Annotated in this window: 18 protein-coding genes; 10 read left to right on the top strand and 8 right to left on the bottom strand. The window is 70.0% G+C overall.

Annotated features, from left to right (window positions below; genetic code table 11):
* Positions 1-315 precede the first annotated feature (315 nt).
* The 3 genes from ACTWPT_RS12730 to ACTWPT_RS12720 are packed head-to-tail and all read right to left on the bottom strand — an operon-like array spanning position 316 to position 3,746.
* Entirely contained in the window at positions 316-1,773 is a 1,458-nt protein-coding gene (locus ACTWPT_RS12730) for a multicopper oxidase family protein (RefSeq protein WP_443177521.1), read from the bottom strand.
* A 57-nt stretch (positions 1,774-1,830) separates the two neighbouring features.
* Positions 1,831-2,871: a LacI family DNA-binding transcriptional regulator gene (locus tag ACTWPT_RS12725; RefSeq protein WP_443177520.1), complete on the bottom strand. Its 1,041-nt coding sequence runs from the start codon at positions 2,869-2,871 to the stop codon at positions 1,831-1,833.
* The gene (locus ACTWPT_RS12720; protein ID WP_443177519.1) at positions 2,868-3,746 is read right to left on the bottom strand and encodes an ABC transporter substrate-binding protein; all 879 of its coding nucleotides are present in this window, start codon (positions 3,744-3,746) and stop codon (positions 2,868-2,870) included. Before ACTWPT_RS12720 ends, ACTWPT_RS12725 begins: the two co-directional genes overlap by 4 nt.
* Before the next feature lie 144 nt (positions 3,747-3,890).
* Between ACTWPT_RS12720 and ACTWPT_RS12715 the strand changes: the two genes are divergently transcribed.
* Genes ACTWPT_RS12715 through ACTWPT_RS12685 form a run of 7 tightly spaced genes read left to right on the top strand, consistent with a single transcriptional unit; the run spans position 3,891 to position 11,752 of the window.
* On the top strand, positions 3,891-5,126 hold the full coding sequence (locus ACTWPT_RS12715; RefSeq protein ID WP_443177518.1) for an amino acid ABC transporter substrate-binding protein: 1,236 nt from the start codon (positions 3,891-3,893) through the stop codon (positions 5,124-5,126).
* Between the two features lie 3 nt (positions 5,127-5,129).
* Entirely contained in the window at positions 5,130-6,008 is an 879-nt protein-coding gene (locus ACTWPT_RS12710) for a branched-chain amino acid ABC transporter permease (protein WP_443177517.1), read from the top strand.
* Positions 6,005-7,774 (top strand): branched-chain amino acid ABC transporter ATP-binding protein/permease, encoded by a 1,770-nt coding sequence (locus ACTWPT_RS12705; protein WP_443177516.1) that lies wholly within the window; start codon positions 6,005-6,007, stop codon positions 7,772-7,774. The genes ACTWPT_RS12710 and ACTWPT_RS12705 overlap by 4 nt, the downstream gene beginning before the upstream one ends.
* The gene (locus tag ACTWPT_RS12700; protein ID WP_443177515.1) at positions 7,775-8,551 is read left to right on the top strand and encodes an ABC transporter ATP-binding protein; all 777 of its coding nucleotides are present in this window, start codon (positions 7,775-7,777) and stop codon (positions 8,549-8,551) included.
* Entirely contained in the window at positions 8,488-9,564 is a 1,077-nt protein-coding gene (locus ACTWPT_RS12695; protein WP_443177514.1) for an alpha/beta hydrolase family protein, read from the top strand. Before ACTWPT_RS12700 ends, ACTWPT_RS12695 begins: the two co-directional genes overlap by 64 nt.
* Positions 9,561-10,514 (top strand): NAD(P)-dependent oxidoreductase, encoded by a 954-nt coding sequence (locus ACTWPT_RS12690; RefSeq protein WP_443177513.1) that lies wholly within the window; start codon positions 9,561-9,563, stop codon positions 10,512-10,514. Before ACTWPT_RS12695 ends, ACTWPT_RS12690 begins: the two co-directional genes overlap by 4 nt.
* Positions 10,511-11,752 (top strand): M24 family metallopeptidase, encoded by a 1,242-nt coding sequence (locus ACTWPT_RS12685; RefSeq protein WP_443177512.1) that lies wholly within the window; start codon positions 10,511-10,513, stop codon positions 11,750-11,752. Before ACTWPT_RS12690 ends, ACTWPT_RS12685 begins: the two co-directional genes overlap by 4 nt.
* A gap of 10 nt (positions 11,753-11,762) precedes the next feature.
* Here ACTWPT_RS12685 and ACTWPT_RS12680 read toward each other — a convergent pair whose 3' ends face one another.
* From ACTWPT_RS12680 to ACTWPT_RS12660, 5 genes are read right to left on the bottom strand one after another with little or no spacing between them, the layout of a single operon-like run.
* Positions 11,763-12,965 carry a cytochrome P450 gene (locus ACTWPT_RS12680; RefSeq protein ID WP_443177511.1) on the bottom strand — a complete coding sequence of 401 codons (1,203 nt, stop codon included), beginning with the start codon at positions 12,963-12,965 and terminating at the stop codon, positions 11,763-11,765.
* Positions 12,966-13,002: 37 nt separating this feature from the next.
* Positions 13,003-13,491: a GbsR/MarR family transcriptional regulator gene (locus ACTWPT_RS12675; protein ID WP_443177510.1), complete on the bottom strand. Its 489-nt coding sequence runs from the start codon at positions 13,489-13,491 to the stop codon at positions 13,003-13,005.
* Positions 13,492-13,514: 23 nt separating this feature from the next.
* Entirely contained in the window at positions 13,515-15,086 is a 1,572-nt protein-coding gene (locus tag ACTWPT_RS12670; protein WP_443177509.1) for a hypothetical protein, read from the bottom strand.
* Between the two features lie 22 nt (positions 15,087-15,108).
* Complete coding sequence (locus tag ACTWPT_RS12665) at positions 15,109-16,737, bottom strand: hypothetical protein (RefSeq protein WP_443177508.1); 1,629 nt, start codon at positions 16,735-16,737, stop codon at positions 15,109-15,111.
* Between the two features lie 5 nt (positions 16,738-16,742).
* Entirely contained in the window at positions 16,743-19,112 is a 2,370-nt protein-coding gene (locus tag ACTWPT_RS12660) for a glycosyl hydrolase 2 galactose-binding domain-containing protein (protein WP_443177507.1), read from the bottom strand.
* 198 nt (positions 19,113-19,310) lie between these two features.
* Between ACTWPT_RS12660 and ACTWPT_RS12655 the strand changes: the two genes are divergently transcribed.
* The 3 genes from ACTWPT_RS12655 (at position 19,311) to ACTWPT_RS12645 (ending at position 22,479) form a co-directional block, all read left to right on the top strand.
* Entirely contained in the window at positions 19,311-20,687 is a 1,377-nt protein-coding gene (locus ACTWPT_RS12655; RefSeq protein ID WP_443177506.1) for an ABC transporter substrate-binding protein, read from the top strand.
* 95 nt (positions 20,688-20,782) lie between these two features.
* On the top strand, positions 20,783-21,613 hold the full coding sequence (locus tag ACTWPT_RS12650) for a carbohydrate ABC transporter permease (RefSeq protein WP_443177505.1): 831 nt from the start codon (positions 20,783-20,785) through the stop codon (positions 21,611-21,613).
* Positions 21,610-22,479 carry a carbohydrate ABC transporter permease gene (locus ACTWPT_RS12645; protein ID WP_443177504.1) on the top strand — a complete coding sequence of 290 codons (870 nt, stop codon included), beginning with the start codon at positions 21,610-21,612 and terminating at the stop codon, positions 22,477-22,479. Before ACTWPT_RS12650 ends, ACTWPT_RS12645 begins: the two co-directional genes overlap by 4 nt.
* The last annotated feature ends 21 nt before the right edge of the window (positions 22,480-22,500 follow it).

Genomic DNA, 22,500 nt, shown 5'->3' with positions numbered 1-22,500 from the left:
CGTCGCAAGCTCCGGCCAGGATGTGCCACGCGAATCACATCGTGAGCCAGGCTCGCAACACCCCTGCTCGGCGCGGCCATGCTGCCCGAGCCGGGCCGTCCGGGGACGGCTCGCGGTCCGTTACGGCCTCTGGGCGACGCCGGCCGGTGTGACAGGTCAGCCGTGGTGAGGCGGGTCAGGCGACCTCGGTCACCGCTCCCGCTCCTTGCGCGGGCGGGCCCACACCGACGGAAGCGGTTGCTTGTCTGCTGCCATGAGACCGCACCTTAACGCGCCGCGCACGCCGTACGCAGATGGGCGCGGCGTGCGCGCACTTTAGTGCATGCTCGTGTGGGCGGCGCCGCGCAGCTGCGGCGGACCGTAGCCGAGCGCGCCCATCATTCCCTGCTCCTGGTGGTACAGGTTGTGGCAGTGGAACATCCACTCGCCCGGGTTGTCGGCGAGCACGTCGATCTCGAGACGCTCGTGCGGCTTGATGTTCACGGTGTCCTTGCGCGGCCCCCGCAAGCCGTGCACGTTGAGCTGGAACGTGTGCCCGTGCAGGTGCATCGGATGCCACATGGGCGACTGGTTGTCCAGGACGATGCGGATCGTCTCCCCGCGATCCACCCGCAGCCGCATGGGGTCGTCGGCGAGGCGGTCGTTGAGCGTCCACTCATTGCCGGACGGCCGCATGCCGAGCTTCACGGTGACGGTTCTGGACGGGAGGGGGAGCTGGTCGGCGCGCGGCGCCTTCAAGTCCTCATAATTCAGCATCCGCCCGTTGAGTTGCGGCACGTCGGCGTCCTTCGCGGGCGCGGCCGCCTCATGCGTCGTGCGCACCACCGCGAAGGCCCGCGCGTGTTTTCCCTCTGCCGCCGTGACCAGGGGAAACGCTCCTGAGCCCAGCCGTACGAGGAAGTCGTACCGCTCGCCCATCCCGATCAGGATCGAGTCCACGGTGACCGGTATGCACGGGAATCCGTCGGTGTGGGTGACGGTCAGTGCGTGGCCGCCGAGCGCGACGCGGAACGCGGTGTCGGCGGCCGCGTTGATCACCCGGAACCTGACCCGCCGCCCCGGCGCGCTGGTGAAGGTCGCGGGCGCGTCCGGCGTGCGACCGTTGACCAGGTAGAGCGGATGATGCAGTTCCGCCGCCACGCCGCCGAGCGCATCACTGCGCAGGGTGTCGTCGTGCTCCGTGCTGGAGTTCAGCCGGCGCAGCGCGTCGTCGGGGGTGCCGTCGATGCCGTCCAGCCAGTCGTCGAGCAGCACGGTGAACTCCTGGTCGTAGCCGAGCGGCTCATGCGGGTCGGCGACGATCAAGGGTCCGTACAGGCCGCGGTCTTGCTGGGTGCCGACGTGCGCATGGTAGAAGAATGTCCCGGGGTCCGGCACCCGGAAGACGTAGTCGAACCCCTCCCCGGGCCGCGTGGGCTCCTGGCTGAATCCGGGCGCGCCGTCCATGCGGGGGTCGACCCTGATGCCGTGCCAGTGCACGGTGGTGTCCGCCGGCAGCAGGTTGATCAGCGGCACCCCGACGGTCTCCCCGGCCGTGGCCTCGATCGACGGACCCGGCACGACGCCGTTGTAGGTCCAGGTGGAAACCGTGCGCCGACCCAGGGACACCGTCGCGGGGCGGGCCGCCAGCGCCCTCCCGCGCCGCCGCGCCACCGCTGCCGCCGTCCGCGCCGATCCCGTGACCGCGCCCATGGCCGCGAACGCGCCGGTGACCAGCAACCGCCTGCGGGTCACGTACGCGCCGGATCTCCAGGCATATGTCAGAGCATCCATGAGTAGGCAAGGGTAACGGAGAGTAACAGGGGGAAGCTCTTCGCCACGCAGGCCCGATCAGGCGGCGGGGCGCGGCGGCGGGGCGGTGGAGCCGCGGACGACGAGGGTCGCCGGCAGCAGGAGGGAGCGGGCCGGGCGGCCGGGCTCGTCGATGCAGTCCAAGAGCATGCGGGCAGCCTCGGCGCCCAGCTCGTGGTGGGGCACCGCGACCGTGGTCAGCGGCGGGCGGAGCTTGTCCAGAAACGGCATGTCGTTGAAGCCGATGACGCTGATGTCTCCGGGGCAGGACAGGCCGCGTTCGGCGAAGACGTCGTAGCAGCCGAGCGCGATGAGGTCGTTGCCGGCCACGACCGCGGTGAAGTCGGTGGTGCGGGACAGGAGCTCACGCAGGGCGGCGGCGCCGTCGTCCTCGCTCCAGTGGGCGCACTCCACCACGAGGTCGTCGGCCAGCCCGTGGTCGCGTACGGCGTGCCGGAACGCCTGCGATCTGACCAACCCGGTGGAGGTGGCGAGGGGACCGGACAGGTGGGCGATCCTGGTGTGGCCCATGCCGGCCAGGTGGCGTACGGCGGCGGCGACTCCGGTGGCGTCGTCCCCGGTGACGGCCGGGATCGGCAGATCCCGCACCTGCCGGTTGATCAGGACCATGGTGACGCCCTGCGCGTGGAGCTGCCTGAGCAGGGGGTGGTCGAGGCGGGCGGTCGCGACGATGAGGCCCTCGACCTGGCGGGAGCGGAGCGACTCGATCTTGGTGCGTTCGCGTTCTTCGTCGTTGTCGGTGTTGACGATCCACACGTTGTAGCCGTCGGACTCGAGCACGCTCTCCACGCCGCGCACGATCGGCGGGAAGAGGGGGTTGGTGAGGTCGGGGATGACCAGGCCCACGGTGCTGGATCGGGAGGTCTTGAGGCTGCGGGCGACCGAATTGGGCTGATAACCGAGCGCTTGGGCCGCGCGCATCACCCGGCGGGCAGTCTCGGCGCTGATCTGCTGGCGGGTCTTCGGGTTGAGCGCGCGTGAGGCCGTGGCGGTGTGCACGCCGGCGGCTTCGGCGACGTCCCTGAGAGTGGGTGCCGACGACGGGTTGGGGTTGGTCATCGGCGGCCATCTTCTCCTAGGTCGAGGAGTCCGTGGGCGAGCGGGTCTCCGTCCGGGGCCGAGCCGTAGCGGCGCCGGAGCGCGACGATCGTGGAGAGGGACTCCACGTCCGCGCGGCCGTCGGCGACGAGCCCGTCGTCCGGATCTTTCAAGCGCCGAAGGTAGCGTGCCGGAGCTCGCGCGGCGGCAGGGGGCAGCCGCAGCGCCGCGGCGGCCTCCTCGGTGACGATGTCGTCGGCCTCGCCGCCCAGCACCGCCCGCGCGGCCTCGCGCAGGTCCGTCGCGAGCGCGCGCACGGCGGGATTTGCGCCCAGGGCGCACAACACCGTGCCCAGGTACGGGCGGGGCACGCTGGCCAGCCGCACCGCTCCAGCGTCCCGCGCCAGCAGGTCGGCGCCCGCGTTGAGCATGGTCGCCGCGCAGTCGCCGGCCAGCAGCGCCTCCAGGCGGCGCGGGGTGGAGCCGAGCACGGCCAGGCTGTAGTCGCCGGGGCCCAGGCCGAGCGCGTCGAGCGCCGCGTAGAGCGTGAACGCGAAGCCGGAGTCCGGCACGTCCACCCCGATCGGCCTGCCCTTCAGCTCCGCCGCAGAGGTCAGCCCTGGGCGGGCGTAGAGGGCCAGGCCGAGGCCGCGGTCGACGGCGGAGACGATCCGCACGTCGGCGGTCCTGCCCAGCGGGTTCGCGGCGACGTGGCGGTAGGCGATGACGTTGTCCGGGCTGGTCAGCGCGGCGTTGATGGCCCCGTCGAGCAGGGCGGCGAACTGGGCAGGGGAGGACGCGACGGATACTTCCCGCACGTCGGCATGGAGCAGGCCGAGGCGGCGGGCGGTACGCAACAACACGGACGGGCTGAAGGCGCCCACCACCAGCGTCATGGTCACTCCTGTCCTGCACTCGTTTGCACGAGTGCGGCTGAACCCCTTGACAGTACTTGCAGTGAAACGGATGCTCCAAGCCAGCGCAATCGTTTGCGGGAAACGCACCTGCGCGCGGCGGAGAGGCTCATCGAAGGAGGGCTCATGACCGCACAACCCCCCAGCAGACCCGCACGCCTCACCGTGACGATGGCCGTGGTGGCCGCTCTGGCGCTGTCGGCCTGCGGTCAGCGCCCGTCCGAGACGCGCGCGAACGAGGTGAGCAAGCCCATCGTGATCGGCGTCTCCCTGCCGTTGACCGGCGACTTCGCCCAGCCGGGCAGCGAGGCCAAGCGCGGCTACGAGATCTGGCGCGACATGGTGAACGCCAAGGGGGGCGTCCTGGGGCGGCAGGTCCAGCTCAAGATCGTCGATGATGCGAGCAACCAGGACACTGTGGTCGCCGACTACACCAAGCTGATCACCCAGGACAAGGTGGACCTGGTGCTCGGCACGTTCTCCTCGCTGCTGAACTATCCGGCCTCCGCTGTGGCGGAGAAGAACCGTATGGTCTTCGTGGAGCCGGCGGGCGGCGCGCCCGACATGTTCTCCCGCGGCTTCCAGTACTTGTTCTTCGCTCAGCCGGCCACCGCGCCCCGCCAGGCGGACGTGTTCGTGAACTGGGTGAAATCGCTGCCCGCGGCCGAGCGGCCCAAGACCGCCGCCTACCCGAGCCAGGACGACCCCTTCGCGCTGCCGGTCATCAAGTCGATGCAGCAGCAGCTGGAGGCGATGAGCGTGGAGACGGTCTACAGCCAGGTCTACCCGGCCGACACCACCAACTTCCAGAGCGTCGCCAGCAGCCTGGCGAACCGCAAGCCCGACCTGGTCGCGCAGGGCGCGGTGTTCGAGGACGGCGTCGGGATGGTGCGCTCGCTCAAGCAGCTGGGCTTCTCGCCGAAGATGCTCTTCCAGACCTCCGCGCCCAGCAACTCCAGCCAGTACAGCGACGGCGTCGGACTGGCCAACACCGAGGGCGTCTTCTACACGGTGAGCTGGAACGAGAAGGCGACCACGCCGCTGAACGCCGAGTTCGTGGCCGCGTACCGCAAGGCGCACGACGCCGCGCCCGCCGAGGACGCCGCCGACGCGTTCGCCGCCGCGCAAGTGCTGCAGGCCGCAGTGGAGAAGGTCGGCACGATCGACCAGGACAAGATCAAGGACTGGCTGCACACGAACACCGTGCAGACCCTGCTCGGACCGCTGAGCTGGAAGGAGAACGGCGAGCCGAAGGGCAGCTTCCTCCTCGCCCAGTGGCAGGGCGGCAAGGTCGAGGTGGTCGGGCCGCCCGAGCTGGCCACGTCGAAGACCGTGGTGAACCCCAAGCCGGGCTGGCAGTGAGCGATGGCGCATTTCGTGCAGGCGGTCGCGCTGGGCCTGCTGATCGGCGGCGTGTACGCGCTGATGGCCTCCGGGCTGACGCTGATCTTCGGCGTGATGCGGATCATCAACGTGGCCCAGGGCGCGTTCCTGGTGCTGGTGGCCATGGTGACCTGGTGGCTCTGGAACCGGACCGGGATCGACCCGATCGTGGCGTCCGTGGTGACCACGCCAATGATGTTCGGGTTCGGGTGGTTGTCGTACCGGTTGCTGATCTCCCGGATCCGCGGGTCGTCGCCGTCGATGTCGGTGTTGCTGACGTTCGGGTTCGCGCTGGTCATCGAGGGGGTGCTGAACCTCACCGCGGGCAACAAGTTCAAGTCGGCGGCGCCGTCGTACTTCGAGGAGTCGTTCCGGGTTGGCGCGATCTCGCTGCCGAAGGCGCAGGTGTTCGGGTTCGTGGCGGCGATGGCCGTGCTGGCGGTCCTGTACTACGTGCTCAACAGGACGTGGACGGGGCGGGCGATCAGGGCGGCCACGCAGAACCCGTCGGGGGCGGCGCTGGTGGGGGTGAGCGCGGCGGGCACGGCGGCGCTCGCGTTCGCCATCGGCAGTGCCACGGCCGGGGTCGGCGGGTCGATCCTGTCGGTGCTGTATCCGTTCTTCCCCGCCTCGCACTACGAGTGGATCTCGCGGCTGCTCGGGATCGTCGTGCTGGGCGGGCTGGGCAGCCTGCCGGGCGCGCTGGCCGGCGCGGCGATACTCGGGCTGGCCGAGACGCTGACCGCGACCTACGGGTCGCTGGGCTGGTCCACGCTGGTGTTCTATCTCGTGATCATGGCGGTGCTGCTCGTCAGGCCCCAGGGCCTGTTCGGGGCGCGGGTGCGGGAGGACGCGGCATGAGGCGCGCGCACCTGGTCGCGGGGGTGTGCCTGCTCGTGCTCGCCGTCTATCCCGTGGTCAACCCGTGGCAGCCGTACCCGCAGGCGGTGTTGCTGCTCGGGTTCCTGCTGGCCATCCAGGCGACGAGCTGGAACATCATTTCCGGGTACGCCGGGTACGTCTCGCTCGGGCACAGCATGTTCCTGGGGCTGGGGTCGTACACGGTGGGGATCCTGGCGGCGCGGTGGGGCGTCAACCCGCTGTGGGTGGCGCCGCTGGGCGGGGTGACCGCCACGGTCATCGCGGTGCTCATCGGCGGGGTCGTGCTCAGGACCCGCGGCCACGCGTTCGTGATCATCACGATCGCGATGTTGCTGGCGGCGCAGATCGTCGCGGTCAACTCCAGAGACCTCACCCGCGGCTCCGACGGGATCACACTGGAGTTGCCGTTCTGGCACCGCGACTTCCAGAACATCCCCTTCTACTACGCGTTCCTCGGGCTGCTGGTGCTGACAGTGGTGTTCAGCGCGTGGATCAGGCGCACCAAGCTCGGCACGGGCCTGGTCGCGATCCGGGAGGACGAGGGCAAGGCCGCTTCCATCGGGGTGAACACCACCCGATTCAAGGTGGTCGCGTATGCGGCGAGCGCGTTCTTCATCGGGGTGGCCGGCGGGGTCTACGCCTACTACCTGACCTTCATCAACCCGGTCGGCTCCTTCGCGATCCTCGGCAGCGTGACCATCGTGCTGGCCGCGCTGGCCGGCGGTCGCGGCACGTTGTACGGGCCCGTGGTGGGGGCGTTCATCGTCAACCTGGTCAGCGAGGCGGCCACGGTCTACGCGGGGGGCGTGCAGTCGCGAGTGCTGCTGTTCGGGGGTGCGCTCGTGCTCGTCGTGTTGTTCCTGCCCAAGGGCCTGCTGCCGACCGCGGCGGCGTGGTGGCGACGGCGGCATCCGGCGAAGGTCGAGTACATCGAGCCGGTGCTCGCCGTACACGAGCGGCGTCCGCCTCCCGAGCCCGGCGACGTCCTGCTGTCCGTGCGCGGCGCGTCCAAGCGGTTCGGCGGCCTGACCGCGGTCGACGACGTCTCGCTCGACGTGCGCCAGGGCACGATCACGGCGCTCATCGGCCCGAACGGCTCCGGCAAGACCACACTGTTCAACCTGATCACCGGCGGCCTGCCCGCTGACGCGGGCGAGATCTGGTTCGACGGCGGGCGCATCGACACGCTGCGTCCGTGGCGGCGCTGCCATCTCGGGCTCGGCCGGTCCTACCAGGTGACCCGGCTGTTCAAGGACATGACCGTACGCGAGAACGTGGTCGCCCCGCTGGCCGACGCGCGCTGGCGGACCATGGTGTCCGACGCCGTCCGCGGCCACGAAGCCGAACGGGCCCGCGAGCTGCTCGACCTGGTCGGGCTCGGCCGCTTCGCCGGGCAACCTGCGGGCGCGCTGTCGTACGGACAGCAGAAGCTCGTCGAACTGGCCCAGGTCCTCATGCTGGAGCCCAAGCTGATCCTGCTCGACGAGCCGGCGGGAGGCGTGAACCCGGGCCTGCTCGGCCATCTCACCGGCGTGATTCGCGAGCTGAACGCCAGTGGCGTCACCTTCCTCGTCGTCGAGCACAACATCCCCCTGGTGCTCGACCTGTGCGACCCGGTCGCGGTGCTGGCCGGCGGCCGGCTGATCGCCGAAGGGCCGCCCGAGCAGGTGCGGGAGGACCCGGTGGTGCTGGAGGCGTACCTCGGACACGACGGGGGACACGACTGGCTCCCGGCGGTGAGATAGATGTTGCAGCTCAAGGCGGTGGTCGCCGGCTACGGCGGCGGGAGCGTGCTCCAGGGCGTCGACCTCGAATGCGCGCCGGGCACGGTCACCTGCGTGGTCGGGCCCAACGGCGCGGGAAAGTCGACCGTGCTGCGCGTCATCAGCGGGCTGCTCGCCCCCGCCGAAGGCGAGATCCGCATGGACGGCGAGCCCATCGGCGGGCGGCCGCCCGACGAGATCCTGCGCCGCGGCATCGCCCAGGTGCCGCAGTCGCACGCCCTGTTCCCCGCCATGTCGGTGCGGGAGAACGTGCTCATGGGCGGCTACCTCATCCGCAAGGACACCCGGCTCCTGCGCGAGCGGCTCGAGCAGGTCATGGAGCGCATCCCGCTCGTGGCCGAGCGGGCCCGCGACCACGCCGGCAACCTCAGCGGCGGCCAGCGGCGCATGGTCGAGATCGCCAGGTGCCTCATGCTCGACCCGCGGCTCATCCTGCTCGACGAGCCGTCGCTCGGCCTCGACCCGCGTGGCCTGGCCGGCGTCGCCGAGGTCATCCGCGGGCTCAACGGGGCGGGCGCCACCGTGCTGCTGGTCGAGCAGAACGTGCGGCTCGGGCTCGCCCTGGCCACGCACGGCGTGGTGATGGAGGGCGGCCGGGTCCGCCTGGCCGGCACGGCCGCCGCCGTCCGCGACAACCCCGAGATCGCGTCGCTCTACCTGGGAGGTGAGACAAGGTGGACGAGCGAGTCGCCGCCGCCATCGCGCACTGGGCGCCCCGGTTCACCGCCAACGGTGTGACCGTCTCCGACTTCGAGCGCATCACCCGCGGCCTCGACGCCTGGGACGGCTGGTGCGCCGCCTGGTCGGCGGTGGCCGCCGCGCACGAGACCCTCGGCAGGCAGGCGCTGGCCACCGGCCGGCTGCTGTCGGCCGGCCAGCACCTGGCGCAGGCCGCGCTGTACTTCCACTTCGCCAAGTTCGTGTTCGTGGCCGACCTCGACCAGATGCGCCGGACCCATAGGCGGGCGGTGGCCTGCCTCGACGACGCCCTGCCTCACCTGTCGCCGCCTGGGCGGCGGATCGCGATCGACTTCGAGGGCGGCCTGCTGGTCGGTGTGCTTCGTATTCCGCCAGGGCCCGGGCCGCATCCGGCGGTGCTCATGGTGTCCGGGCTGGACTCGGCCAAGGAGGAGCACCGCGTGGTCGAGCAGCTCTTCCTGGAGCGAGGGCTGGCCACGTTCGCCGTGGACGGTCCCGGGCAGGGTGAGGCCGAGTACGACCTGCCGATCCGGGCCGACTGGTCGCTGCCCGGCAAGGCACTGCTCGACGTGCTGTCCGCCCAGCCGCGCATAGACCCCGCCAGGATCGGGGTGTGGGGCGTCAGCCTCGGCGGTTACTACGCGCCCCGGGTGGCGGCCGCGGCCGGAGAACGGATCAAGGCGTGCGTGGCGCTGGCGGGACCATACGACTTCGGCGACTGCTGGTCCGGCCTGCCCCAGCTCACCAAGGACACCTTCCGCGTCCGTTCGGGCGCCCGCACCGAGGAGGAGGCCAGGCGCATCGCGTACACCCTCACATTGGAGGGCACGGCGCACACGATCAACGCGCCGCTGCTGGTCGTGTTCGGGCGCAAGGACCGGCTCATCCCCTGGCGGCAGGCCGAGCGGCTGGCCGCCGCGACAGGCGGCGACAGCGAACTGCTCATGCTGGAGGAAGGCAACCACGGCTGCGCCGACCTCGCGCCCTGGCACCGTCCCTACACCGCCGACTGGCTGGCCCAGCGGCTCTGCGCGAAAGGCGAGTCGGAATGACACGCAGGCCCTCCGCGAACGGAACGACACGGAAACGAGTGGGCTGGATCGGCACCGGCCGCATGGGAGCGCCCATGGCCGAGCGGCTGGCCAGGGCAGGAGTGGACCTGGCCGTGTGGAACCGCACCCGCGCCAAGGCCGAGCCGCTGCGGTCCTGCGGGGCGGCGATCGTGGACACGGTCGCCGACCTGCGCGACCGCGACGTCGTCTTCACCATGGTCGGCACCGCCGCGGACCTCGACCAGGTGCTGGGCGAGCTGCTCGGCGACGGCGGGTTGACCGCTTCCCGGCCCGGCGTGGTCGTCGACTGCTCCACGATCTCCATCGAGCAGTCGGCCGCCGCCCGGCAGGCGTGCGCCGAGCACGAGGTGGCCTTCTTGGCCGCGCCGGTCAGCGGCAACGGCAAGGTGGTGCGGGCAGGGAAGCTCAGTTTGGTCGTCTCCGGCCCGCGCGACGTCTACGACGACGTGGCCGGGCTGCTCGGGCAGCTCGGCAGGTCGGTCACGTACGCGGGCGAGGACGAGACCGCCCGGCTGGTGAAGATCGCACACAACCTGCTGCTGGGCGTCGTCACCCAGACGCTCGCCGAGATCACCGTGCTGACCGAGAAGGGCGGCGTGCCCCGGCACGCGTTCCTGGAGTTCCTCAACGACAGCGTCATGGGGTCGGCGTTCACCCGCTACAAGTCGCCGGCGTTCGTACACCTCGACTACACGCCCACCTTCACCCCCGTGCTGCTGCGCAAGGACTTCGACCTGGGCCTGGCCACGGCCCGCGCCCTGAACGTGCCCATGCCGGTCACCGCTTTGACCGCGCAGCTCGTCCAGGCCGCCGTCGCCTCAGGCCGGGTGGGGGAGGACTTCGCGATCCTGCTCGACCTGCAGGCCGCCGCGTCCGGGCTGGAGCTCAAGCCCGAGGACGTGGCCGTGGACGACGGGCTCGGCTCATGACCGGCCCGCTGCCCGCCCCTGGGCACATGGGGGTCGACTACGAGCGACGCGTCGACTTCGACCGGCTCAGGGACTACCGGCTGAGCCGCGCCCGCGCCTCACTGGAGGCGAGCGAGTGCGGGGCGTTCCTGCTGTTCGACTTCTACAACATCAGGTACGTCACCCAGACCTGGATCGGCGGCGCCCTCGGCGACAAGATGACCAGGTACGCCCTGCTCACGCGGGGCGGCGGCCCGGTGCGACTGTGGGACTTCGGCTCGGCCGCCCGCCACCACCGGCTCTACAGCCCGTGGCTCGCACCGGACGACTGCCACGCGGGAATGCTCGGGTTGCGCGGCGCCATCGCCCCCACGGCGGGGCTGATGGCCGACGCGGTCCGCGAGATCAAGGGGTTCCTGACCGACGCCGGGCTGGCCGGCGAACCGGTCGGAGTGGACATCGTCGAACCGCCGTTCCTGTTCGAGATGCAGCGGCAGGGTCTGCGGGTGGTGGACGCCCAGCAACTCATGCTGGACGCCCGCGTCATCAAGTCGCCCGACGAGATCATGCTGCTCACCCAGGCGGCGGCCATGGTGGACGGCGTCTACCAGGACATCGTCGAGGCGTTGAAGCCCGGCGTCCGCGAGAACGAGATCGTCGCCCTGGCCAACAAGCGGCTCTACGAGATGGGCTCCGACCAGGTGGAGGCGATCAACGCGGTCAGCGGCGAGCGCTGCAACCCGCATCCGCACAACTTCTCCGACCGCCTCATCCGGCCCGGCGACCAGGCGTTCTTCGACATCATCCACTCCTTCAACGGCTACCGGACGTGCTACTACCGCACGTTCGGGGTCGGGAGCGCCACGGCCGCGCAGCGGGAGGCGTACGTGAAGGCGCGGGAGTGGATGGACGCGTCGATCGCCATGATCAAGCCGGGAGTGGGCACCGATCAGGTGGCGGCGGTGTGGCCGGAGGCTACCTCCTTCGGGTTCGAGGACGAGATGGCGGCGTTCGGGCTGCAGTTCGGGCACGGGCTGGGGCTCGGGCTGCACGAGCGGCCGATCATCTCGCGGCTCAACAGCATGCGAGAGCCGGTGGAGCTGCGGGCCGGGATGGTGTTCGCCCTGGAGACGTACTGTCCGGCGAGCGACGGGTTCTCGGCGGCGAGGATCGAGGAGGAGGTCGTGGTCACCCAGGACGGTTGCCGGGTGCTGACCCTGTTCCCGGCGCACGACCTGGTCATCGCCAACCCCTACTGAGCGGCCGGGGTCAGACTGTCAGCGGAAGGCGGCGCACTCCCGTCATCGTCGGCGTGGGGATGAAGTCCACGGGGTCGTCGGGGTCGGTGCGCAGGGTGGGGAATCGGTCGAGCAGGATGTCCAGCGCGACCCGCCCCTCCAGCCGGGCCAAGGGGGCGCCCAGGCAGAAGTGGATGCCGCGGCCGAAGCCGAGATGCGGGTTGGGGTCGCGGCCCGGGTCGAAGACGTCCGGGTCGGGGAACTGGCGGGCATCCCTGTTGGCGGTCGCCGGCCAGCACATGACCAGGCGGTCGGCCGGGATCGTCACACCGCCGAGCTCGGCTTCGCGCATGGTGGCGCGGGCGAGGGCGGCGAACGGGGTGAGGAAGCGGAGCGACTCCTCGATGACGGCCGGGATCGTCGTGCGGTCGGCGCGTACCCTTTCCTGCTGCTCGGGGAAGGCGTCCAGGCACAGCACCGTGTTGCCGAGCAACATCGTCGTGGTGATGTGCCCGGCCAGCAGCAGGACCATCGCGAAGTTGACGACCTGATCGTCAGGCAGGCGCTCGCCGTCGACCTCGGCCTCGACCAGCTTGGTGAGCAGGTCGGCGCGCGGCTGCCGCCGGCGTTCCGCGGCGTGGTCGGCGAGGTAGGCGAACATGTCCCGCCACGCCGCCATCACGGTCTGCACGTCCACGCCCCGTTCTTCGGGGGTCTCCTTGAGCGAGAGCTTGGCGTCGCGCTGGAACAGCGCGTCGGCCCAGTACTTGAACAGGGCGCGATCGCTGGTGGGCACGCCCAGCAGCTCCGCGATGACGATGACCGGAAGCGGGTAGGCCAGATCGGTCACGAGCTCGAACCGGTCGCGCTCGCGGGCCGCGTCGAGCAGCTCGCGGGTGAGAGCGGCGATCCTCGGCTCGAGATCCGCGATGACCTTGCGGGTGAAGGCGCTGCTGACCAGCTTGCGCAGTTTGCCGTGCTCCGGCGGGTCGATCTGGGTGATGAAGCCCGCCAAGGAGATCTCCTCGTCGTCGGGCAGCTGGCCCTTGGGCATGACGCGCATGGTGTCGGAGGAGAAGGTCGCGGGGTCGCCGAGGACCTCCTGCAGCTCCGGGTAGCCGTAGACGCTCCACAAACCGGTGTCGGTGTCGTACTCGACAGGCTGGCCGGTTCGCGGTCCGTGCAGCCAGAAGTGTTGCTTGGGAACGTTGTACCGCTCGACGATGGTGGCCATCGCCTCTCCCTGCCCTTCCTGTGGGTTTGGTCGTGGGTTAATCCGACTTATCGCGATATTTCTCCCAGCGCTGGAGCATCTCGTCCGCGTCCTGCACGGTGAAGGCGAAGAACTTCCGGGTCTCCTCCAGCCGTCCCCGCTGTTCGGGGCGGTCTCCTTCGATGACCGACAGACCGAAGTCGAGGACGTCCAGTGTCTGCCGCACGGCGGCCAGCTGGACTTGGAGGACTTGTGTCCATCCGCCGCTGACCACCCGGTAGCGGTGCTCCCGTTTGGCCGTGGGCGCGCGCTCGATCATCCCGGTCAGCTCCAGCTGCCGGGCGACCGTGCTGGTCGCCGTCTTGCTCACGCCCAGCTCCGCCGCCAGATCGGTGAGGGACTGATCAGGCGGGTCGCAGATGAGCAGCCACGCATATAGCCGGCCCATCGTCCGCGTCCCGCCGAGACGCTCCATGATCAGCCCCATCCGGTCGACGAACTCGCTCTCCCGCGGATCCACCGGCGCCAACCTCATGAGGTTCGTCAAGTACGTACTTTACGAACGGTACGTCAGTCCTCCGCCTTTGACAATCCATCGGAGCCGCGCAGGTGGACCGTTTCGATGTCCCTGTTGGTCAGGCGCATGATGTCGGTCATCTCGTGGTACGGCTGGTCCTGCTGGTTCAGCAGGCCCATGTTGAACGACTCGGTGGCGCCCGGCTTCGCTGTCACCGCCTGGTCGTAGTGGACGAACCAGGCGTACCCCACGAACACCGGGCTCTTCGCCTGGGCCTCGACGAACGCCCGGAACAGCTCGCCGCGGTTCGCGATGCTGGTCGCGGTGATCCCCGCGTTGTGCGAGGTGAGGCCCCTGCTCGGATAGCAGAAGGAGAACTCGATGTTGACGATCGGCTTGTCGTAGACCTCGTACTGCCGCAGGTAGTCGACGCTTCTGGAGTACCAGTCGAAGGAGATCGCGTCGAGGTGCTCGATCCCGCCGACGTTCCACTCGGGGCTGGTCCGCCACGTCGGCACCAGGGACGAGCCGAGGAACAGATGGTGCGGGTCCTGCCGCCTGATCGCGGCGCGTACCTTCTTGAAGTACGTCTTCGAGGCCAGGGTGATGAACGCCCGCACGTCCTGTGCGGGCACCCTGGCGATGTCGATCGCCACGTCGGCGAGCGTGCGGAACGAGTCGGCGTCGGTCCCCAGGATGTCGTTGACTCGCGCGAAGTCTCCGTACGTCTCCTCCAGGAAGGCGACGAACGCCCGCTTCGCCGGCAGGCCCGCGTCCTGCCGCACCACCTCGGCCACGACGTCACGGTTCCACCCGCGCTCGTTCTCGAAGAAGTACCCGATCAACCATGGATCGTCGCGGAAGCGCCGCAGGCCGAAGTCGTCGAAGGCGCGATCGAGCTTCGTGGAGAAGTCGGGGTCGAACGGGTCGATGCCCCATCTCACCCTGATGACGTCGACGGGGGTGGGGGCCCTTTCGATGTACGGCATGAGCACGGCCGGGTCCCGGTGCCACTTGCCCTGCGCGTTGAACCCCCAATCGATCATCCGGCGCTTGCTGATGTCGCGCCACCTGTCCCGGTAGTCGTCGCCGTACTTCCGCATCAGGTTGGCCTTGAGGAAGCTCACCGTGTGCAACCCCTGCTCGACGACGGCGTACGCGGCGGCGAACCGGTCGGGGTCGGGCAGTTCCTGGAAGACCTCCCTGGGGCTGCCGTCGGCGTTCTTGTACAGGGTGCCGTAGCCCCACTCGTCAGCGGAGAAGGCGTCCACTGCTTTGAGGAAGAACAGGTGACCGTCGGGCGTGACGAACCACCAGCGTCCGTTCACCTTCTCCAGCCGGAAGTATCCGGTGGCGGCACGGCGGCCCAGCCTCTTCAGGCCGCCGTACCGGTCGTAGGTGGTGGTGTCGAAGGTGATCCCGGACAGTCTCGCCAGTTCCTCGGCGTACTCGCGCTTCAACTGCTCGTCCGAGGCGACCTTGCCCGGCCAGTCTTCGTAGAGGTACTGGCCGTACCGGTCGACCAGCACCGTGCCGGCGGCAGCCGGTCGCCGTCCGGCGAGCACGCCGGCCATCGCCAGGGCGGGTACTCCGAATACCAGGTTGCGTCGCGAAATCGGGTACATGTGAACTCCTTTGTCGCGGGTCTTACCGGTCGAAGGGCGTCGGGTCGATCGGGGTGGACACGGTGAGTCCGTCCCAGCCCCAGCGGATGGTGCCGGCCGCGTCGCGCGCGGCGGTCAGGGGAGCGGTGTGGGGTTGCCGTCCCGCCTGGATCAGCTCCAGGGCGAAGGCCGCGTGCAGCCTGGCCTGGTGGAAGTCGACGGGCACGGAGGGACCCGAGTACAGCACGACTTCCGCGCCCGCCGCCCCGCCTCCTTCCCTGGCCCGCCACGTGCTCGCGATGCCGACGAACTCCGCGGGCACGGTGTGTACGACGGCCTGTCGCTCTCCGGCCGTCAGCGCGAACACGCCGTCGCGCAGTTCGCGCACCGTGGCTCCACGGCCTTGCAACGAGACGCGCAGCCGCAGGTCGCTGACGTGGAAGACGCTGCCGGGCGGGCGGTCGAGCTCGGGATGGATGTCGCCGGAGTCGTAGCTGAGCCACCAGGCGGACAGCACGCGCGGGCCGTCCTGATGCTGGCGGCACCAGGCGGCGCTCAGGTCGTGGCCGTTGAGCAGCATCCGGGCACGCAGGGCCACTGCGGGATCCTCGGGCGTCCGCCAGTATCCGAGCAGCGGACGCCGCTGAACCCATGCGCATTCCTCGTCGGCAGAGCCCAAGCAGGCGTCCTCGGTGAGCCATGAGGTGCCGGTGGTGGTGGCGGTGAAGCGGGTGCGCAGCTGGACCGGCACCTCCGTGAGGGTTCTGAACCGCTCGGCGATCTCCTGCGGGCAGGGCAGGGGCGGCACGAGGAGCGGGGCACCCACCCCTTCCTCCCTGGCTTTGATCGGCGACCCGGTCTGTGCGGCGAGGTAGGCGGCGAGGTCCGGCTGGAGCCAGTCGTGGTAGGCGCGGCTCATCGGCCCGGCGAGCTGGCCGGTGCCCGGATGGAAGCGCTCGGCCAGGGCTGCCCACGTGCGCCGCCTCAGTTCCTCGGCGGCGGCGCGGAAGCCGTCGTCGGCCACGATCAGTGCGGCCCTCTCCAGCTCTTCCAGGACGACCCGCCCGTAGGCGGGGGAGTTGTACTCGGTGAAGCCTCCGCTCAGGTCGTGGAGGGCGAGCACGGCGCGCAGGCGTCGCCGGCCGAAGTCGAGCAGGAAGGGCAGGTCGAGGATCTCGGCCGCCGCGGCGGTGGTCACCGCACCCATCACCGCGATGTTGGTGTAGCCGGGGTCGGCGTTCCGCCGGAAGATCGCCAGCGCGGCGTGGCGCAGCGCGGCGCGCACCCGTTCGCGCACGCCGCGGTCGAGCAGACCGTCTTGGACGGCCACGACCTGCGCCAGCCGTACCCCGATGAAGTCCGCCCAGTTCCAGTCGGCCGGTGCCATCTGCCCGGGTGGCTCCTCGAGGAACCATCCCCAGATCCCGTAGTGCTCGGAAAGGGGATCGGTCACCTGCAGGCCGGCCAGCACGTCCAGCACTTCGGCCGCACGGTCGGCCCTGCCGAGTCGCAGCAGCGCGATGGCGTAGTCGGCGGCCTCCTTGGTCTGGTGGACGCGGGTCCCTCTGCGGAGGCGCGTGTGGTATTCGTTCCCCGCGAAAAGAGACCAGGGCATGTGGAGGTCCGCCTCGTAGCGGGCGTCCAGCTCCGCCACGTACTCGTCGAGTCCCATTCGTCCTACCTCAGGTCGTTGACGCAGCGCAGCACGGGAGCCGAGGTGAGCGCGGCGGGGTCGAGATCCCGGGAACCGCGCACGTGGAAGACGGCCCGCTCCCCGGGCAGCAAAGTGATCAGCATGTCGTCCACGGTCGCGTCCGGATCCAGCCGGTCGGGAAAGAGGGCCAGGTCACGCAGGACCGTCCGGGCGGTGACCGTGACGAGGTGGCCGTCCGTCACCCGACGCACCTCCGCCTCGAACTCGGCCGGAGGGAACGCGATCGCCGTGTCCTCGGCAAAGAAGTGCACGGCCCGGGCCTCCCCGAGGACGGCCACCAGCACCTCGGCCTCCGGCTCCGCCGGGACGGGCAGCGGGACCCGCGTCACGGCGCGAGGCCGCACCCGGACCGGGAAGAACTCCTTGGCCAGCGGCTCGCCGGAGAGACTGTGGCGGACCAGCTCCAGCTCGCCCGACCACGGGTGGGGGCTGTCGTTGATCACGACGACGTCGCCGTCCTGGACGGTCAGCAGGCGGTCGGCGTACGCACTGCGCAGGGCGTACCACGCGGGCTTGCGCCGGCCCTCGCCGTCGACGACGGACCAGGAGGTGACCGGCCAGCAGTCGTTGAGCTGCCAGACGATCACGCCCATGCAGTACGGCATGAGCGCGCGGAACCGCTCGATCCCGAACGTCACCGCGCGGGCCTGGTTGAGCTGGGTGAGGTAGTGCCAGTCGTCGAAGGAGCGCGGCGGAGGCAGGTGATCTCCCAGGCCGCGCAGCAGCTTGGCGTCGCCGTCCGCCGCCTTCTGGTGGGAGACCGGCGGATCCTGGGAGCTGCCGCGGCGCAGGGTCGCGTGGGTCGGCGGGCCCTGGAAGCCGAACTCGGCCACGAAGCGGGGCCGCCAGGTGGCGTAGTGGAGGTAGTCCTGCTCGTTCCATACATCCCAGATGTGCACCGTCCCGTGCTCGGGCGCGTTGGGATGGCCGCCCAGGTCCCCGGAGTACGGCGTGCCGGGCCAGTACGGCCGGGTCGGGTCCAGCTCGGAGACGATGCCTGGCAGCACGTCCAGGTAGTAGGCCGCCCCCCAGGTACGGCCCTCGAGCCGCTCCTCCCAGCCCCAGTCGGCGTAGCCCATGAAGTTCTCGTTGTTGCCGATCCACAACGCCAGGCTCGGGTGCGGAGCCAGGCGCACCACCTGCTCACATGCCTCGGCCGCCACCTCCGAGAAGAGCGGCTCCTCCTCCGGGTAGGCGGCGCAGGCGAACAGGAAGTCTTGAAAGACCAGGAGGCCGAGCTCGTCGGCCAGGTCGTAGAAGTCGTCGCTCTCGTAGAGGCCGCCGCCCCACACCCGTAGCAGGTTCACGTTGGCCTCGCACGCCTGGACGAACCGCTCGGACAGATGTTCGCGGGTCGTGCTCGCGGGGAAGCAGTCGTCGGGTATCCAGTTGGCGCCGCGTACGAAGACCGGCTCGTCGTTGACGACGAGGGTGAAGGCCGATCCCTCCGCGTCCGGTGAGGTGTCCAGCCGGACCGAGCGGAAGCCCACCTGGCGCGTCCAGGTCTCCTCTGTCTGCTCCAGCGTCACGGTGAGCGGATACCTGGCCTGTGCGCCGTAGCCGCGCGGCCACCACAGGCAGGGTTCCCGCACCCGAAGTTCCAGCACGGCTTCGCCCTCGCCCGCCGCCAGAGATGCGGTCGCGACCGTTCCGGCCATCGCGGCGGTCACCGTGAGAGGGACGTCGGCGGCCCGCTCCACCATCACGTGGACCCGGACCAACCCGTCGCGCCCGTCAAGGGTGATCTCGGGGCGGACCTGGGCGAGCCTCGCGATCCTCCACGTGTGCAGGCCGACGGGCCGCCAGATGCCGGCGGTGACGAGGGCGGGGCCCCAATCCCAGCCGAAGTTGCAGGCCATCTTGCGGATGAACTGGTAGGGCGCGGGATAGGGCCCAGGGCGGTCGCCGGCTGCGGCGCGCTGCCGCTCGGCGTGCTCAGAGGGGGAGTCGAAGTCGACGGCCAGCGTGTTGCCGCCCGTGCGCAGCAGATCGCGCACAGGGAAGCGGTAGGTCCTGTGCATGTTGGCGGTGGAGCCGAGCTCGACGCCGTTGAGCGACACGGTGGCGACCGTGTCCAGCCCCTCGAACACCAGGTCGGCCTGGACGTCGCCGGGCCCGCCGAAGGCGAACTCGGTCTCATACCGCCAGCTCGTGCGGCCGATCCAGGCAAGCCGGTCCTCGTTGTCGTCCAGGTAGGGATCGTCGATGAGACCGGCGGCAAGCAGGTCAGTGTGCACGCAGCCGGGAACGGTGGCGGGCACGCGCTCGACAGGCGACTCGGCCGCGACGGCAGTCACAGTCCAGCCGTGGTCCAGCGGGCGGTACACGCTCACATGATCTCCTCAGGTCGAAGGACGTAACTTAAGCGCATAAGCAATCGGACCATATGATCGGCATACGATCGCGTCAATACCCAGTTCAGATGGGCATCTGCATTTATGAGGCGCTTCATCTACCTATTGACATCCAGATGCTCGTTAATGCACAGTGACGGCCATGTAAAGAAGGCCCACCCCCTGAACGGAGCTCTCATGCGAGAACGACTGCCGGGCCTGTTCGCCGCCGTGCTCGCCGTCGCCGCGGTCGCCGGCTGCTCATCCGGCTCCTCATCCGGCTCCTCGTCCGAGCCCGCCGCCGGCAAGACGCTGATCACCATCGCGGACCTGCCGCCCACGACCCAGCAGAACGTGCGCCAGCAGTTCCTCGACCAGGTGGCGGCGTTCGAGAAGGAGAACCCGGGCATCGACATCGAGCCGCGCGAGTCCAAGTGGGAGGCCAAGACCTTCGCCGCCCGCCTGGCCGGCGGGCAGCTCGAGACGGTCTTCCAGGTCCCGCTCACGGAGCCGGTGGGCATGGTGAAGCGGCGTCAGGTCGCCGACATCACCGGCGAGGTCGAGAAGCTGCCACACGCGACCGAGTTCGACAAGCGGGCGCTTGCGCCGGCCACCGACCAGGCCGGACGCATCTACGGCCTGCCCACCAGCGAGTTCGCCCTCGGCCTTGTCTACAACAGGGAGCTGTTCGGCAAGGCTGGCCTGGATGCCGACAAGCCGCCGGAGACGTGGGAGGAGGTGCGCGCCGCGGCCAATGCGATCACGAAGAAGACCGGTGTGCCCGGCTTCGCCGTACCGGCCACCAACAACACCGGAGGCTGGATCTTCACCGCGATGACCTACACCTTCGGCGGCCGCCTCCAGCAGGAAGCCGGTGGCAAGGCCGTGGCCACCTTCGACACCGAGCCGGCCCGCGGCGTGCTCGGCCTGCTCAAGGCGATGCGCTGGGAGGACGACTCCATGGGCACCCAGCACCTGCGCAACGCCGCCGACCTCGCCAAGGACTTCGCCGCCGGCAAGGTCGCCATGATGATCGCCACGCCGAGCTCGTACACCGAGTTCGCCACCCAGTTCGGCGGCACGCCGGAGGTGTTCGGCATGGCCGCCCTGCCGTCCGGAGGCACACCCGCCACCCTGCTCGGCGGGAAGGTGGCCGTGGTCAGCCCCAAGGCCACGGCCGCCGAGCGCGCCGCGGCAGTGAAGTGGATCGACTTCTACCACCTCAAGCCGAAGTACGACCCGCAGTTCGCGGCGAGCGTGGCCGCGGCCAAGAGCGCCGACAAGGTGCCCATCGGCTTCCCCTACGTCTCCTTGTACGGCGCGACCGTGGCGGAGCCGGTCATCGAGGCCGAGCGCAAGCACGCCAACGTGCCGGTCGCCAACTTCAAGCCCTACGAGACCGGCGTGGCGGCGCAGGAGTTCGTCACCGAGCCGGCCGTCGCGGGCCAGGACACCTACGCGGCGCTGGACACCGCGGTGCAGGCGATGCTGACGCGGCAGGACGCCGACCCGGCCGACGAGCTGCGCAAGGCGGAGGAGAAGGCCGCCGCCGCGCTTGACAGGGCCCAGCGGTGACGACGCTGCAAACAGCGAGAACGCGGGACCGGACCGCCCCGAGGGCGACCGGTCCCGCGCGCCGTCGTCCCTTCCGCCCGGCGGGCTGGTTGTTCATGCTGCCCATGGTCGCCGTGTTCTTCTTCTTCGCCTGGTGGCCGATCCTGCGCAGCGTGCTGCTCGGCTTCCAGCACACCAACCTGGTCGATCCGCCGGAATGGGCGGGCCTGGACAACTTCGCGGCGCTGCTGGCCGACCCGCTGCTGTGGATCACGGTGCGCAACACGGTCTGGTTCGTGCTGCTGGCACTGCTCCTCGGCTTCCCGGTGCCGATCGTCCTGGCCGTGGTGATGTCCGAACTGCGCAGGCTGGGCGGCCTGTTCCGGGTGCTGGTGTACCTGCCGGTCGCGGTGCCGCCCGTGGTGGCGGTGCTGATGTGGAAGTGGTTCTACGACCCTGATCACGGCCTGTTCAACCAGGCACTCGGCATGCTCGGGCTGGGGCCGTACCCCTGGCTGCAGGACACCGCGACCGCCATGCCGAGCCTGGTGCTCGAAGCCACGTGGGCCGCCGCGGGCTCCACGGTGCTGATCTACCTGGCGGCGCTGTCCTCCGTGCCGGGCGAGCTGTACGAGGCGGCGGAGATCGACGGCGCCTCCATCTGGCGGCGGATCTGGCACGTCACGCTGCCGCACCTGCGCGGCGTGTTGCTGATCATGTTGCTGCTGCAGATCATCGGCACGTTCCGCATCTTCACCGAGCCGTTCGTGCTGACCGACGGCGGCCCGGAGGACTCCACCGTGACGATCCTGCTGCTGATCTACCGGTACGCCTTCATCTACGGCGACTACGGCACCGCGGCGGCGCTCGGCGTGCTCCTGGCGGTCGCCCTCGGCATCATCTCCGCCGTCTACCTGCGCCTGACGAGGAAATGGAGCAGCGCATGAGCGACGCCCGCGCCAGAGGCATCGTCTCGGACGTCGACCGGCGGCGGACGGGCGTGCGCTGGTCGCTGCGGCTGACCCAGGGATTCCTCCTGCTGGCCACGCTGGCGGTCGGCCTGGGTCCGATCCTGTGGACGGCCAAGGGCGCCCTGTCGCCAACCCAGGACCTGCTTCGCGAGCCCTTGCGGCTGTGGCCCTCCTCGCTGCAGCCGGAGAACCTCACGGCGGCGTGGACGGAGCTGCGGGTCGGCCACTACCTGTTCAACACCGTCGTGCTGGTCGGCGGATCCTGGCTGGTGCAGCTGCTGGTGGCCGCCACCGGCGCGTTCGCGCTCTCGGTGCTCAAGCCCCGCTTCGGCCGCCTGGTCTACGGAGCGGTGCTGGCCACGCTGTTCGTTCCTGGGACGGTGTCCCTGGTCGCCCTCTACCTGACCGTTCTGGACCTGTCGCTGGTGGACACTCCGTGGGCCGTGTGGCTGCCCGCGGGGGCGCACGCCTTCAACGTGCTGATCATGAAACAGTTCTTCGACGCGCTGCCCAGCGAGCTGTATCAGGCCGCCCAGGTCGACGGGGCGGGACCGATCCGGCTGTTCTGGCAGATCGTCATGCCGATGTCACGGCCCATCCTGGCCGTGGTGTCGCTGCTCGCCGTGATGGACGCATGGAAGGATTTCTTGTGGCCGATGGTCGCCATCTCCGACGCCGAGAGCCAGCCGCTGGCGGTCGCGCTGCCCCGCCTGGCCGAGACCGCCGAGCAGAACCAGGTGATCGCCGGCATGCTCGTCGCGATCGTACCGCCGCTCCTGCTGTTCCTGACCTTCCAGCGCCACATCGTGCGCGGCATCAGCTTCACCGGGCTCAAGGGATGAGCGGCATGAGTCGGCTCGTAC

Origin of the sequence: Nonomuraea sp. 3N208 (assembly GCF_052245935.1) — a bacterium.
In the GTDB taxonomy this organism is placed as follows: Bacteria; Actinomycetota; Actinomycetes; order Streptosporangiales; family Streptosporangiaceae; genus Nonomuraea.
Note: the sequence above shows the minus strand (reverse complement) of the source record. Positions and strands in the feature narration are given on the sequence as shown.

Coding starts and splice junctions, on each gene's coding strand:
- ACTWPT_RS12730 (WP_443177521.1), bottom strand. CDS start 1,773: ATGGATGCTCTGACATATGCCTGGAGATCCGGCGCGTACGTGACCCGC.
- ACTWPT_RS12700 (WP_443177515.1), top strand. CDS start 7,775: ATGTTGCAGCTCAAGGCGGTGGTCGCCGGCTACGGCGGCGGGAGCGTG.
- ACTWPT_RS12685 (WP_443177512.1), top strand. CDS start 10,511: ATGACCGGCCCGCTGCCCGCCCCTGGGCACATGGGGGTCGACTACGAG.
- ACTWPT_RS12720 (WP_443177519.1), bottom strand. CDS start 3,746: ATGACGCTGGTGGTGGGCGCCTTCAGCCCGTCCGTGTTGTTGCGTACC.
- ACTWPT_RS12715 (WP_443177518.1), top strand. CDS start 3,891: ATGACCGCACAACCCCCCAGCAGACCCGCACGCCTCACCGTGACGATG.
- ACTWPT_RS12650 (WP_443177505.1), top strand. CDS start 20,783: ATGCTGCCCATGGTCGCCGTGTTCTTCTTCTTCGCCTGGTGGCCGATC.
- ACTWPT_RS12710 (WP_443177517.1), top strand. CDS start 5,130: ATGGCGCATTTCGTGCAGGCGGTCGCGCTGGGCCTGCTGATCGGCGGC.
- ACTWPT_RS12690 (WP_443177513.1), top strand. CDS start 9,561: ATGACACGCAGGCCCTCCGCGAACGGAACGACACGGAAACGAGTGGGC.
- ACTWPT_RS12705 (WP_443177516.1), top strand. CDS start 6,005: ATGAGGCGCGCGCACCTGGTCGCGGGGGTGTGCCTGCTCGTGCTCGCC.
- ACTWPT_RS12680 (WP_443177511.1), bottom strand. CDS start 12,965: ATGGCCACCATCGTCGAGCGGTACAACGTTCCCAAGCAACACTTCTGG.
- ACTWPT_RS12725 (WP_443177520.1), bottom strand. CDS start 2,871: ATGACCAACCCCAACCCGTCGTCGGCACCCACTCTCAGGGACGTCGCC.
- ACTWPT_RS12655 (WP_443177506.1), top strand. CDS start 19,311: ATGCGAGAACGACTGCCGGGCCTGTTCGCCGCCGTGCTCGCCGTCGCC.
- ACTWPT_RS12670 (WP_443177509.1), bottom strand. CDS start 15,086: ATGTACCCGATTTCGCGACGCAACCTGGTATTCGGAGTACCCGCCCTG.
- ACTWPT_RS12665 (WP_443177508.1), bottom strand. CDS start 16,737: ATGGGACTCGACGAGTACGTGGCGGAGCTGGACGCCCGCTACGAGGCG.
- ACTWPT_RS12645 (WP_443177504.1), top strand. CDS start 21,610: ATGAGCGACGCCCGCGCCAGAGGCATCGTCTCGGACGTCGACCGGCGG.